The organism is Caenibius tardaugens NBRC 16725, assembly GCF_003860345.1.
Lineage (GTDB): Bacteria > Pseudomonadota > Alphaproteobacteria > Sphingomonadales > Sphingomonadaceae > Caenibius > Caenibius tardaugens.
In genome coordinates, this window is record NZ_CP034179.1 from 4257955 (window position 1) to 4271660 (window position 13706).

The 13706-nt window shown below is 59.6% G+C and carries 12 protein-coding genes; 1 reads left to right on the forward strand and 11 read right to left on the reverse strand.

Going from position 1 to position 13706, the window contains the following annotated elements:
- Positions 1 to 12 precede the first annotated feature (12 nt).
- Together EGO55_RS20035 and EGO55_RS20040 are read right to left on the reverse strand one after the other, a co-directional pair.
- Entirely contained in the window at positions 13 to 1221 is a 1209-nt protein-coding gene (locus tag EGO55_RS20035) for a hypothetical protein (protein ID WP_021688850.1), read from the reverse strand.
- Between the two features lie 80 nt (positions 1222 to 1301).
- Positions 1302 to 1610 (reverse strand): hypothetical protein, encoded by a 309-nt coding sequence (locus tag EGO55_RS20040; protein ID WP_021688851.1) that lies wholly within the window; start codon positions 1608 to 1610, stop codon positions 1302 to 1304.
- A gap of 67 nt (positions 1611 to 1677) precedes the next feature.
- Here EGO55_RS20040 and EGO55_RS20045 point away from each other — a divergent pair, with 67 nt between their 5' ends.
- Positions 1678 to 4236: a coiled-coil domain-containing protein gene (locus EGO55_RS20045; protein ID WP_021688852.1), complete on the forward strand. Its 2559-nt coding sequence runs from the start codon at positions 1678 to 1680 to the stop codon at positions 4234 to 4236.
- Between the two features lie 8 nt (positions 4237 to 4244).
- On the opposite strand, the gene EGO55_RS20050 is transcribed toward EGO55_RS20045, so the two are convergent.
- The 9 genes from EGO55_RS20050 to EGO55_RS20090 are packed head-to-tail and all read right to left on the reverse strand — an operon-like array spanning position 4245 to position 13691.
- Positions 4245 to 4544 (reverse strand): DUF1467 family protein, encoded by a 300-nt coding sequence (locus tag EGO55_RS20050; RefSeq protein WP_021688853.1) that lies wholly within the window; start codon positions 4542 to 4544, stop codon positions 4245 to 4247.
- Positions 4541 to 6196: a ribonuclease J gene (locus EGO55_RS20055; protein WP_021688854.1), complete on the reverse strand. Its 1656-nt coding sequence runs from the start codon at positions 6194 to 6196 to the stop codon at positions 4541 to 4543. The genes EGO55_RS20050 and EGO55_RS20055 overlap by 4 nt, the downstream gene beginning before the upstream one ends.
- The gene (locus tag EGO55_RS20060) at positions 6193 to 6972 is read right to left on the reverse strand and encodes a type III pantothenate kinase (RefSeq protein WP_021688855.1); all 780 of its coding nucleotides are present in this window, start codon (positions 6970 to 6972) and stop codon (positions 6193 to 6195) included. The genes EGO55_RS20055 and EGO55_RS20060 overlap by 4 nt, the downstream gene beginning before the upstream one ends.
- Before the next feature lie 13 nt (positions 6973 to 6985).
- On the reverse strand, positions 6986 to 7702 hold the full coding sequence (locus EGO55_RS20065) for a biotin--[acetyl-CoA-carboxylase] ligase (RefSeq protein ID WP_021688856.1): 717 nt from the start codon (positions 7700 to 7702) through the stop codon (positions 6986 to 6988).
- Between the two features lies 1 nt (position 7703).
- Complete coding sequence (gene nuoN, locus EGO55_RS20070) at positions 7704 to 9167, reverse strand: NADH-quinone oxidoreductase subunit NuoN (RefSeq protein WP_021688857.1); 1464 nt, start codon at positions 9165 to 9167, stop codon at positions 7704 to 7706.
- Positions 9167 to 10729, reverse strand: a complete 1563-nt coding sequence (locus tag EGO55_RS20075; protein WP_021688858.1) for an NADH-quinone oxidoreductase subunit M — start codon at positions 10727 to 10729, stop codon at positions 9167 to 9169. The genes nuoN and EGO55_RS20075 overlap by 1 nt, the downstream gene beginning before the upstream one ends.
- Before the next feature lie 2 nt (positions 10730 to 10731).
- Positions 10732 to 12765 carry an NADH-quinone oxidoreductase subunit L gene (nuoL, locus tag EGO55_RS20080; RefSeq protein WP_021688859.1) on the reverse strand — a complete coding sequence of 678 codons (2034 nt, stop codon included), beginning with the start codon at positions 12763 to 12765 and terminating at the stop codon, positions 10732 to 10734.
- A gap of 6 nt (positions 12766 to 12771) precedes the next feature.
- On the reverse strand, positions 12772 to 13077 hold the full coding sequence (gene nuoK, locus EGO55_RS20085; protein WP_021688860.1) for an NADH-quinone oxidoreductase subunit NuoK: 306 nt from the start codon (positions 13075 to 13077) through the stop codon (positions 12772 to 12774).
- A complete protein-coding gene (locus tag EGO55_RS20090) occupies positions 13074 to 13691 on the reverse strand; it encodes an NADH-quinone oxidoreductase subunit J (protein ID WP_021688861.1) in 618 nt (205 codons plus the stop codon). The genes nuoK and EGO55_RS20090 overlap by 4 nt, the downstream gene beginning before the upstream one ends.
- Positions 13692 to 13706: the final 15 nt, after the last annotated feature.

Consider the following 13706-nt stretch of genomic DNA (forward strand, 5'->3'; position numbering starts at 1 on the left):
CCGTGCCTTTGGTTAAATCTGCGTTATCCTAAGCCCAAGTCTCATGAACAGGATACCACAGCCGATCAGTATCAAAATGAGACATTGAACGGTCGATTCCAGCACACCTGCCTGCATTGCAAGTGCCAGAAGCCCGGCAACAACGACACGATCGCCCAAAATGGCGCCCCAGCGCCGTGTGGCCACGCCGGGGATTAGCCAAACAAGCCCCAACAGCGCGAGCGGCTCGAAGAATTGCACTGGCATCCTGCTGAAGCTTTCATCGATACCCATGGCCACCAGCATAACCAGCGCCAGATCGGCAATGGCAGCCCATGCCCGTGCCGATCCAGTGAAAAGCCTGTCAGAAGCGTTGCCCGCCCTTTCCCCATGTTCGAGTGAGCGCGCGGCATCATAAGCCAGCCATGCCCCCCCTAAAAGCGCGAAACCTGCCCCTACCATGCCATTCCAGCCAAGCGCGACAGCACCGATCAGGAGCAGGGCTGCAGCCAGAAGCAGATAACCCGGACGCACCCCGCGATTAAGCCAGGCAACGCCGAAACGTGCGGTAAGCCCACAAGCCATCCAGCGTCCAGGCGAGAAGATATCCGCCCCGCTGGCATGGCGGCGAAACCAGCCTGGTTCCAGAGCATGGGCATCGTCCAAACCGCCGAGCATGGCCCAGCGTCCTTCGTTAAGGACGGCATCGGGGAGCGGTAGTTCAGGCACCTTGCTCTGCAAGGCAATACGCAGCAATGCCGCGATGCCATCGCAGTCGCGGGGTAATTCATTCAACCGGTCAACCAGTTTGCCCGGCATGGCCAGCGCGCCCGCCCAGGCATAGTTCAGATCGATCCGTTCAAATCCCGCAGGAATCCCCGTTTCCGCAGGGAGAACCAGAACGCCGTTGCCCTTGGCCAGAATCTCCCGCGCTTCATCCGCCAACGGCAGGACGCCATCACCGAGGATAATCAGTTCATCGGATGCATGCACCAGTCCACACAGCGCACGCGGCACGGAAATCACATGAAACTTTGCACCGGCCCCTTCCACCTGATGCTGGAGCGCAATCAGGCCCGGCCCGAGATTGTCCGCAAGGCAGATCACGCGCTCGCACCCCAGGGCCAACACGACGTCAATCTGGCGTCGTGCCACCGTCTTCCCCGCGAAAGGAATGAAGGCCCTGTAACCCTGCCCGGGTTCCCCGGCGCTATCGAGCATGGAAAGAAGGGCGACGCGCACCCGGCAAGCTCCCTGAATTCGGCTGAAACCGGGCCCTCTCTAGGCTGCGCTTCGCCTTGTGCCAAGCGGGGAGACGGCCTTCACGCCAATCCGGCGGAGAATTCTTCCAACGCCGCCCGGAACTTGCGAATAATCGCCGGATCGCCGGGCACAGTCACCAACGCATCTTCAGCCAGAGAGATCAGGGACTGCACCTGAAAGCTGGCGGCAAGCCCCTTGATCCGCATCGCCGCAACTTCCCAGTTCCCGTCACAGCGCGCGCGGCTCAACAAATCGACATGATGCGCCAGACTGCTACCGAAGGCTTCACGCAGTTCGCGCAGCAAGCATGCATCATCACCCGCGGCAGCGGCGAGCGTGGCGTCAAGGGCGCTATTTTCGAAGGCCATGACGCATCTTGTCGCAATATAATTAAGACGGGGTTTATCAAGTGCCCAAGCATGATATGTTGCGAAAATGAATGGCGGGACACGGATAGTATCGATCGGCGCCGGCGAGGAAACCGCCGAAGAGCCGTTGACGACAGCGACGAGCGATGAGATTTCGCCGGTCGAAGAGCAATGGGAAGACCTTGACGAGCCCGCTCCGACGCGAACGGGCGTAGCGCCCCTCCTCCCCTGGGTGGCGGTGGTTGTAGTGGGCTTGTGGTCGGCCTTTTTCATCTGGGCCAATGGCAATGCCATGATGACTGGCGCCACACCGATGCAATGGGCGGAATGGATTGCCCGTTGGGCAACGCCGGTATTGCTGGTGGTGGCAATCTGGCTTCTGGTCATGCGGACAAGTTCACGAGAAGCCAATCGTTTCAATGACGTGGCACGCGCACTATCGATTGAATCGACCAAGCTTGAAGATAGGCTCAGCACGGTCAATCGCGAACTCAGCCTTGCGCGGGAATTCATCGCCTCGCAATCACGCGATCTCGAATCGCTGGGCCGCGTGTCTGTGGAACGGCTTTCCAAGAATGCTGATCGCCTCGCAGGATTGATTCAGGATAACGGTGCGCAGATCGAAACTATTTCCAATGTAAGCTCCAATGCGTTGGAAAACATGGGTAAGCTGCGTAACGAATTGCCGGTAATTGCCAATTCGGCGCGCGATGTGACGAACCAGATCGGCAATGCCGGGCGCGTCGCCCAGAATCAGTTGCAGGAACTGGTCAGCGGCTTTCATCGCCTCAACGAATTCGGCGATGCCAGCGAACGGCAGGTTCAGGGCTTGCGTGCGCAGGTCGATGCCGCGCTTGCCGCCTTTCAGGCCCAGGCCAGCAAACTGGACGAGATCGCCACTGCGCGCTTTGCCGCACTGGACGAGCGGAGCCTCGCCTTCCGTTCGGAACTGGACAACCACGAAATCGCAACGCTGGTAGCCATTCGCAGCCGGGCGCAGACCTTGTCGACCGAACTGACCGCTGCCCGAACGCAACTGGCCGACGAGGAAACCCAGTCGCTGGCGGCATTGCGCCATCACATCGAAACCCTCAGCGATCATAGCGCTTCGCTGGCCGAACAGATTCGTCAGAGCGAGAACCGGGCGCTCGACACCTGGAAAGCCGCTGTGGGCGAACTCGAGACACGGCTGCAGGAAGCGTCTGCAGAACTGGCGGTTATCGATGCCGAAGCGCAGGAAGGGGTCATGGCCAGTCAGGCGCTGTGGAACGAGGAATTTGCCCGTCGCCGCAACCAGTCTGCAGATTGGCATGCCGAACATATCGCCACCACAAACGATCACCTCGCCAAACTCGACGCTGCGATTGCCGAGAGACAGAACGCCCACACCGCGCGAAGCCGCGAAATTGCAAGCCATGCCGAAGCGATCGCCGCGCAGCTTGCAATCGTCGGGTCGCAGATTCAGGAAGTCGGCGTACAAGGGGGGGCTGTTCAGAACGATTTGAATGCCGCTCTCGATGCTCTCACCGCAAAGCTGACATCCAGCAGGGAAACGATTGCCGATACGGATCAGGCCGTTGCCTCGCTGACAGATTCGAGCGTGCGCCTGCTCGAACTCATTCGCGCCGGGGCCAAGCATAGTCGTGAAGATTTGCCAGCAGCCATCAATATCGCCATCGATCATCTGAACAATCTGGCTGGAAACGCGCAAGCCGTGCACCAGCTGATGCATGACGCGAACGATAAAGGCAGCGCACTGTCGCAACACGTTGCGGACGCCCAACGCGATGGTCGCGAAGCCATGGCCGATGTCGAACGCTTCCACGCCAGCTTTGCCGCGATGAATGCCGATCAGACCACGCAATTGGCGCAGTTCCGGACCGAACTGGCGGCATTGTTGCAGCAGAGCGAAGCGCAGGCCGCCGCACGCGAGCAGAACCTGCGCGATGTCATCGCCCAACTTCGCGATGCCACGCAGACGGTCATAACCGAGATGGAACACGGCGGGACAGAAGCGGCATCGCGCCTTGCCGCCAAAATCGGCAATGACAGTGCAGAAGCGATCAACCGGGCGGTCAAACTGCGGGCGGCGGAAGCCGTTGGCCAGCTGGAACAGGCCGCAGCCCATGCCTCAGGCGTCAGCCGGGAAGCGGCGGTGCAGTTGCGCGATCAACTTGCCAAAGTTGCGGAACTGACCAGCAATCTCGAAAACCGTGTCACTTATGCGCGCCAGCGGGCTGAGGAACAGGTCGATAACGATTTTGCACGCCGCGTCGCGCTGATCACAGAAGCCTTGAATTCGAACGCGATCGACATCGCCAAGGCCTTGTCCAACGATGTTACGGATACGGCGTGGGCATCCTATCTGCGGGGTGATCGCGGGATCTTTACGCGCCGGGCCGTCCGTTTGCTCGATACCGCCGAAAGCCGCATTCTGGTCGATATCTATGAAAACGACCATGATTTCCGTGAACACGTCAATCGCTACGTCCACGATTTCGAGGCGATGCTGCGCCAGTTGCTGTCGACGCGCGATGGCCACGCCCTCAGCGTGACCTTGCTGTCATCAGATATGGGCAAGCTCTATGTCGCTCTCGCGCAGGCTATCGAACGCCTGCGCGAGTGACCGGCACGCTAGCGGTAGATTTCGGGCTCGTTTGCTTCGCCGGGTGGGCGGCCAAACACATTGAGATCTTTCATCTCGACCCAGCCATTCACGTAGTTGGTATAGTACAGGGCGCACAGCCCCACCGCCACGATCGCCGAAAGGAACAGGTGGCGCACCGGGCGGAAGTTCGCCGGCGCGCTATCGGCCTGCCCCGGGGTTTTTTCCAGCCCCGCTTCTTCGTGCGTGCGCATGCCGAACGGCAGCATCACGAATGCGCTCATCACCCAGATCAAACCATAAATGGCGATGATGGAGGTCCATTTCATGGAAGCAGCCCTTCCGTCAGCACGACTTTGACCTGAGGCTTCTTGCCCGACCAGCGCTGGGCCGCCCGACGGGCGGCCAGACGCGCAGCTTCAATCACGGCTTCGCGATCCTTGCGCTGCCCACCTTTGAGGCGGGCCAGCGCGGCTTCGACGTCGGCTTCTGCCTCGGTCACGAATTCCGCATAGTCTTCATCAAGCGGCAGGCCGATACCCGTCACTTGCGCCTTTGCCTTGTGATCGAGCACAACGATGGCAATCCCATCCCGGGCCAGACGACGGCGCATGGTGATCGCCTCGCCATCCGCCGGGATGATGATATCGCCATCGAGAATGAGCCGCCCTGTCCGCACTTCGGCGAGTTTTCCGGGTTTGCCTGGTGCAAGCCGGACAATATCGCCGTTTTTCTGGAACACCGCTTTCGCAATGCCACTGGAAAGGCCAAGCCGGGCCTGTTCCTGCATATGACGGATCTCGCCATGCACTGGAATGAGGATTTCCGGCCGCAACCAACTGTACAGCGCTTGCAATTCCGGTCGCCCCGGATGTCCCGAGACATGGATTTCACTCTGCCGGTCGGTCACCATCACCACGCCGCGTTCCGCCAAGCGGTTCTGGACACGCCCGATGGCCAGTTCGTTCCCGGGGATCTGGCGGCTAGAAAACAGGACCACATCGCCTGATTCCAGACTGATCTGGTGGGTATCCTCCGCGATCCGGGCCAACGCAGCGCGTGCTTCCCCCTGCCCGCCCGTCGCGATAATCAGGACATTCCCACGTGGCAAATCCATCGCTTTGGCGAAGTCGATCGTATCAGGAAAGTTCTGCAGATAGCCATTGGCCTGACCGACTTCGATGATCCGGTCGAGCGAACGCCCGGCCACACACAGTTGGCGCCCCGTGGCCCGGGCAACATCGCCCAGCGTCTGCAGTCGCGCCACATTGGAGGCAAATGTCGTGACGAGCACGCGGCGCCCCGTATGCCGCCGCACCTCCTCGAGCAAGCCCTTGTACACCGCACCTTCCGAACCGGATGGCTGTGGATTGAACACATTGGTGGAATCGCAGACGAGCGCAAGGATGCCGCTATCGCCCAGTTCGGTCAGTTCATCCTCGCTGGCGGGTTCCCCGATGATCGGTTCCTCATCCAGCTTCCAGTCACCCGTGTGGAACACCCGCCCGTACGGCGTATCGATCACAAGGGCATTCCCTTCCGCGATCGAGTGGGCCAGCGGCACATAAGTGATGTCGAACGGACCAAGCGCGAAACTGTCCTGCGTGTCGATAACATTCAGTTCGACTTCGCCTGCATTGCCCGTTTCCGCCAGTTTGTGGCGGATCAGATCGGCAGTGAACGGCGTTGCATAGAGAGGAACGCCCAGTTCTGCCGCGAAATAAGGCACTGCGCCGATATGATCTTCGTGCCCATGCGTCAGCACGATGCCGACGAGATCGGCCCGTCGTTCCTCGATAAATTCGAGGTCAGCAAAAACCAGTTCGGTTCCGGGATATTCGTTGCTGCCGAAACTCATGCCCAGATCGACCATGAGCCACTTGCCATCGCAACCGTAAAGGTTGACGTTCATACCGATCTCGCCCGAACCACCGAGAGCGAGGAAAAGCAGTTCGTTTTCTGGTGTGAAGTCCTTCTTCACCGGGCACGTGCCCTTTCAGCCATGATTGCAAGACCTTCCAATGTGAGTTCTGCATCGACCGCATCGAAGATGTCCGTATGCTGGTCGAACAGGATCGCCAGACCGCCGGTCGCAATGACCTTGGCCGGTCGGCCAATTTCCGCACGCAAACGCGCTATCAAACCTTCCATCATCGCCACATAACCCCAGAACACGCCGATCAGCATCTGATCTTCGGTGTTCCGGCCAATGACACTGGTGGAACGTGGAGATTCAATCGCAATGCGCGGCAATTTTGCAGTGTTACCCACCAACGCATCGAGCGAAAGATTGATCCCCGGTGCGATAATTCCGCCCTTGTACGCCCCATTGAAGTCGACGACATCGAACGTGGTTGCCGTGCCGAAATCAACAACGATTAGATCACCGGGATACTTCGCATGGCCCGCAATCGCGTTCACAGCGCGATCCGCCCCCAGCGAACGCGGCTGATCGACATCGATATCGATGCCCCAGTCCGCGTTCCCTTCCCCGGCGACGAGCGGGACAATCCCGAAATAGTTCTGCGACAGAACATCGAGGTTATGCAACGCGCGCGGAACGACTGTGGAGATGATGATCTCCTCTACTGCCGACCGTTCAATGCCCTGGATTGCCATGAGCTGCACCAGCCACACGGCATATTCATCTGCGGTCCGACGTGGATCGGTCGCGATCCGCCAGCGCGTCCTGAGTTCTTGCCCTTCGAACAGGGCGAAGACCACGTTCGTATTGCCGGCATCTATAACGAGAAGCATGCTGGGCTCTCCCTCAGGTGAAAACGTCACCGGCGTGAACAGTCCGGATCGAACCGTCTTCGAGGCGCAGGCGTAAAGCGCCCACAGCGTCAAGACCAGCAAAAGCACCCGACACCGGCTGTGCCCCCGGTTCGTGTACCGTCAGCGCCGTGCCGACAGGATGTGCAACGGATTGCCAACGTGCGAGCATGGGTTCAAGCCCATAAAGGCGCCATCGCTCGCATTCTGCGGCAAAACCTGTTGCCAAATTCCCCGCGAAGGCATCCCTGTCAGGCGGCGGCCCAAGATCGGACAAGGCCACGGTGCGCCGATCAGGCAATTGCGGTGCGGCGGCAAGATTGACACCGATACCGACAATCACGCTATCGCTGGCCCCTTCGAGCAAAATCCCGGCCAGTTTGGCCCCATCCCACATCAAATCGTTTGGCCATTTCAGCTGCAAACGGGACGGATCGATCACGTAATGGGATACTGCTTCCCACACTGCCAAACCTGCAACCAAGGCAAGGCTGGGTGCCAAAGGATCACCCGGCCCGGGCCGGACGAGGGTAGAGCCCATAAAGTTGCCGTGGCCATCGAACCATTCCCGGCCTTGCCGGCCACGGCCCGCCAATTGGCGATCCGCAACCAGCCAGTACCCTTCTGCAATCCGTTCTCCGGAACCCAGACGCGCTACGAGATCGGCATTGGTCGAACCGGTTTCGACCTGAAACTCGATTTGCGCGCCCAAGTCAGGCTGCGAAGAACAGAGCGGCGGCTGCCTTATCGGCCAGCGAGCCAAGACATTTGGTCAGGAGATAACCCAGCGGCGAAACAAACAGGGCAGCGACGATCAGCAGAGCCCAATGCGCCCAATCGCTGGTGCCCTTCACCGTATCCGCAGGCTCGTCAAAATACATGATCTTGACGATCTTGAGATAATAAAACGCGCCGATCACCGATGCTGCGATACCGATCGCGGCAAGCGCCACCATGCCCGCATCAACCGCTGCCTGGAACACGACAAACTTGCCCCAGAACCCAAACAGCGGCGGAATGCCAGCGAGACTGAACATCACGGCAGCCAGACACAATGCGATCACCGGACGTGTCCGCGACAAGCCGGACAGATCGGAAATCGCCTCCAGCGGATTACCATCAGCGTCCTTCATCATCAGGACCGCGACAAACCCGCCCACGGTCATCGCAACATAGATCACGAGGTAGACCAGCATGGCCGACGCCCCCTGCTGCGTACCCGCGGCGAGGCCAATCAGCAGGAAGCCGACGTTGTTGATCGACGAATAGGCGAGCAGCCGCTTGATATTGGACTGTCCGATCGCGCCAAAGGCACCGAACACGATCGATGCCAGCGCGGCAAAGATCACGATCTGCTGCCATGCGACCGCTTGCGTGCCAAACGCATCCAGAGCGACCCGCATGGTCAGCGCCAGAGCAGCGACCTTGGGGGCGCTGGCAAAGAAGGCCGTGACCGGCGTGGGAGCGCCTTCATAGACGTCCGGCGTCCACATATGGAACGGCACAGCCGAGATCTTGAACGCCAGGCCCGCCAGCACGAAGATCAGACCAAACAGCGCACCCATCGAAAGCCCACCGGAAACGGCGGTACGGATACCTTCAAAACCGGTGGTACCGGTGAAGCCGTAGGTCAGGCTCATCCCGAACAACAGGATACCCGAAGCGAGTGCGCCAAGAACGAAATACTTGAGGCCCGCTTCTGCAGAACGGCCATCGGTCCGCAGGAATGCAGCCAGCACGTAGGCCGCGAGACTGTTCAGTTCGAGCCCAACATAAAGCGCCAGCAGATCGCTCGCCGACACCATGATGCTCATACCGACGACAGCCAGCACGATCAGCACAGGGTATTCCGCCCGCATGGCGCCGAGCCGTTCGAAATAGGCGGGTGATACGATCAGCACCGCACCGGCAGCTGCGTAGATCAGCAGTTTCGAGAAGGCTGCAAAGGCATCGACCTTCAATTGGCCGCCAAATGCAATCGCGTCAGGCCCGGTGAAGCCACCACAAACGGCCGGAGCCACGAGGACGGCACAGACAGCCAGCGCGGCAATCGCGAGATAGGACAACACCCGGCTCGACCTGTCGCCCAGCCAGGCCGCAGCCAGCAGAAGAACAAGCGCGGTTACGCTGAGAATAATCTCAGGTGCGACCAGATTAAGGGAAGCTGCAAAATCCATCAGTGCGCTCCCCCCTCAGGCGCGGCAGTTTCGGTGGTAGCATGATCGCCATGAGCGGCCGCTGCGGGCTTGACCGCCCCCATCTTCAATTGGGAATCGCTTTCCGGTGCGGCGCGCGCGAGGCGTGCGTCCAGCGTGGCGATATCCGCCCGCATCGGGGCAATGAAGCTTTCCGGATAAACACCCATCCACAGCACGACAGCGGCAATCGGACCCAGCATCAGCCATTCGCGCAGATCGAGATCCTTCATCGCGGCGGCATCGGCATTCTTCTGATCGCCGAACACGACCCGGCGATAGAGATAGAGCATATAGGCGGCACCCAGAATGATACCTGTGGTGCTGACCGCAGCCACGATCGTCGACGTTTGATAAATACCCGCAAGGCTGAGGAATTCACCCACGAACCCGCTGGTCCCCGGAAGGCCGATCGACGCCATCGTGAACAGCATGAAGAACAGCGCGTAGCGCGGCATATTGATGGCAAGTCCGCCGTAACGATCGATTTCACGCGTGTGTAAACGGTCATAGATCACGCCGACACACAGGAACAGCGCACCGGACACCAGACCGTGGCTGAGCATGACCACCATCGCGCCTTCAAGCCCCTGCACGTTGAAAGCGAACAGGCCCACGGTCACAATCGCCATATGCGCAACCGACGAATAGGCGATGAGCTTCTTCATGTCGTTCTGCACGAGCGCGACCAGCGAGGTATAGACCACGGCAATCATCGACAGGACAAAGACCAGCCACGCAAACTGCGCCGATGCTTCCGGGAACATGGGCAGCGAGAACCGGATAAACCCGTAACCACCCATTTTCAGAAGAACGCCCGCCAGAATGACGGAACCGGCTGTCGGCGCCTGCACGTGGGCATCGGGCAACCATGTGTGCACCGGCCACATCGGCATTTTCACCGCAAAGCTCGCGAAGAAGGCAAGCCATAGCCAGGTCTGCGCCTTCGGATCGAAATCATAGGCCATCAGCGTCGGGATATCGGTCGTCCCGGCCTCGTTCACCATCCACAACATCGCGATCAGCATCAGCACGGAGCCGAGCAGCGTGTAGAGGAAGAACTTGTAGCTCGCGTAAATGCGATCCTTGCCGCCCCAGATACCGATGATCAGGTACATGGGGATCAGGCCCGCTTCGAACATGATGTAGAACAGGAACAGATCCTGCGCTGCAAACACGCCGATCATCAGCGTTTCCATCAACAGGAACGCGGACAGGTATTCACCGACCCGCTTCTCGATGGAAACCCAGCCTGCGCCGATACAGATCGGCATCAGGAAGACCGACAGCATGATCAGCATCAGAGCGATGCCGTCAATACCCAAAGCCCAGCTGAAGCCCGCGAACAGCGGCACTTTCTCGACGAACTGCCACTGCGGCCCGCCAATGTCGAAATTCGCCCAGAGCACAATGCCCAGCGCGAGATTGACCAGCGTGGCCGCAAGGGCCAGCGCGCGCGCCGCTTTCGCTTCAAGGAACAGACATGCAACCCCCGCTGCCAGCGGAACGAGGAGCATTACGGAAAGGATCGGGAAACCGGCCATAGTCAGCGAACCATCACCCAGCTGATTGCTGCCACAAGTCCGAGCAGCATAACCAGCGCATAGCTATAGAGATAACCCGACTGCACCTTCTGCGCGAACCGGCTGCCCTGAACCACCGCCCATGCGGCGCCGTTGGGACCGAAACGGTCGATGATGCCAATGTCGCCCTTCTTCCAGAACAGGTTGCCCAGCCAGAAGGCGGGACGCACGAACAGGAAGTTGTAGAGCTCGTCGAAATACCACTTGTTGTAGAGAAAAGCGTGAAGCTGGCGGAACTGGGCAACGAATGCCGCAGGCAGCGCGGGATTCCGGATGTAGGAATTCCAGGCCAGGAACAGACCGGTCAACATAACAGCCGCCGGAGCCAGCTTGACCCAGAGGGGAACCCCATGGATCGCGTGGATCAGGTGCTCATCGAAGAAGATAGAACCGTTCCAGAATGCTTCGCTGTCGATAAAGCTGGGGGCGAACAGATAGCCCGCGAACACCGCGCCGACAGACAGCAACAACAGCGGGATCAGCATGACCCAGGGGCTTTCATGCGGGTGATAACCCGCCGTCCCGTCGCTCGCACCATGATGCCCATGCGCATGTTCGTCATGACCATGATCGGCATGCCCGTGTGCATCATGCACCGCATGCTGGATATGCTCCGACTGTTCCCAGCGGGGCTTGCCCCAGAATGTCAGGAACATCAGGCGCCAGCTGTAGAAGCTGGTCAGCAAGGCCGCGAATATGCCGACGAAGAAGGCAAGCTGGCCATGTTCCGATCCGCTCGCAAAGGCGGCCTCGAGAATGGCATCCTTCGAATAGAACCCGGCAAAGCCGAACACGCCGAGAATACCCACGCCCGTGATGGCAAGCGTACCCGCCATCATGACCCAGAAGGTGATCGGGATCTGCTTACGCAGGCCGCCGTAATAGCGCATGTCCTGTTCGTGATGCATCGCATGGATCACCGAACCGGCCCCAAGGAACAGCAGTGCCTTGAAGAAGGCGTGCGTGAACAAATGAAACATGGCGGGGCCATAGGCGCCCACACCGGCCGCGAAGAACATGTAGCCGAGCTGCGAACAGGTGGAATAGGCGATAACCCGCTTGATATCCCACTGTGTCGTGCCGACCGTGGCTGCGAAGAAACACGTCGCCGCACCTACAATGGTCACGACTGTCATCGCGACATCGCTGGTTTCGAACATCGGCGACAGGCGGCAGACCATGAACACGCCCGCAGTCACCATGGTGGCAGCGTGAATCAGGGCCGAAACCGGTGTCGGGCCTTCCATCGCGTCCGGCAACCATGTGTGCAGACCCAATTGGGCGGATTTGCCCATCGCGCCGATGAACAGCAGCAGACACAGGATGGTCATCGTATCCAGGCGCATGCCCAGGAAACCGATCGTCGACCCGGCCATGCCCGGCGCGGCTTCGAGAATTTCGGGAATCGAAGTCGTCTGGAAGACGAGATAGGTCCCGAAAATACCCAGCATGAAGCCGAGGTCACCCACGCGGTTGACCACGAAGGCCTTGATTGCAGCGGCACAGGCAGACGGCTTCTTGAACCAGAAGCCGATCAGCAGATAGGAGGCCAGACCCACCCCTTCCCAACCGAAGAACATCTGCACGAGGTTATCGGCGGTCACCAGCATGAGCATGGCGAAAGTGAAGAGCGAGAGATAGGCGAAGAACCGCGGCTGATCCGGGTCCTCATCCATGTAGCCCCAGCTGTAGAGGTGCACGAGCGACGAAACGCTGGTGATCACCACCAGCATGATCGCGGTCAGTGTATCGACCCGCAGCGTCCAGTCGAACGTCAAAGTGCCCGACTGGACCCATTTGAGAACCGGAACCACCGACGCTTCGGCGGAACCGCCAACGAACGACAGAAAGATCGGCCACGACAGCGCGCAGGATAGAAACAGCGCGCCGGTTGTCACGACCTTGGCTGGCACATTGCCGATCGCCCGATTACCAAGTCCGGCAATTATGGACGCCAGCAAAGGCCCGAAAACGATGATCAGGATAGAGGAGGACACGTTTTCTTACCCCTTCATCCGGTTGACATCGTCAACGGCAATCGTGCCGCGGCCACGGAAGTAGATAACCAGAATGGCGAGACCGATCGCGGCTTCACCCGCAGCAACCGTCAGGACAAACATCGCGAAAACCTGCCCCACAAGGTCGCCAAGAAACGCGCTGAACGCCACGAGATTGATGTTCACCGCCAGCAGGATCAGTTCAATCGCCATGAGAATGACGATGACGTTCTTGCGGTTGAGAAAAATGCCGAGCACGCCAAGCACGAACAGGATCGAGCTGACGACGACATAGTGTTCGATGCCAATCACAGCTGCACCCCCTTGCCCACTTCCGGCTTCACATTCACCGTCGCCTCATCCGGGCGGCGGGCGTTCTGCTTTGCAATGTTCTGCGTCCGCGTATCCTTGCGTTCACGATGAGTCAGCACGATCGCACCGATCATCGCAACCAGCAGGATCAGGCCCGCGCTTTCGAACAGGAACAGGTACTTGCTGTAAAGCAGTGCACCGATGCTCTCGATATTGCTATGCCCCAGCAACGGCGCGGCACTGCCATCGGGCGTGCCCAGTGTCATCGCACCGGCACGGTATGCGCCAATCCCCAGAACCAGTTCGGCCAGCAGGATCACCGCAATGGCAATGCCCAGCGGAAAATTGCGGACAAAGCCGGCACGCAGTTCGGCGAAATCGATGTCAAGCATCATGACGACGAACAGGAACAGCACCGCAACCGCGCCGACGTAGACAATCACCAGCAGCATGGCGATAAATTCAGCGCCGACCAGCACCATCAGGCCTGCCGCGTTGAAGAACGCCAGAATAAGCCAGAGCACCGAATGCACCGGGTTCCGGGCCAGGATCACCATCGCGGCCGAAGCCACAACCAGTGTTGCGAAGAGATAGAAGGCGAATGCGTGTATCATCGGAACGCGGGCCCC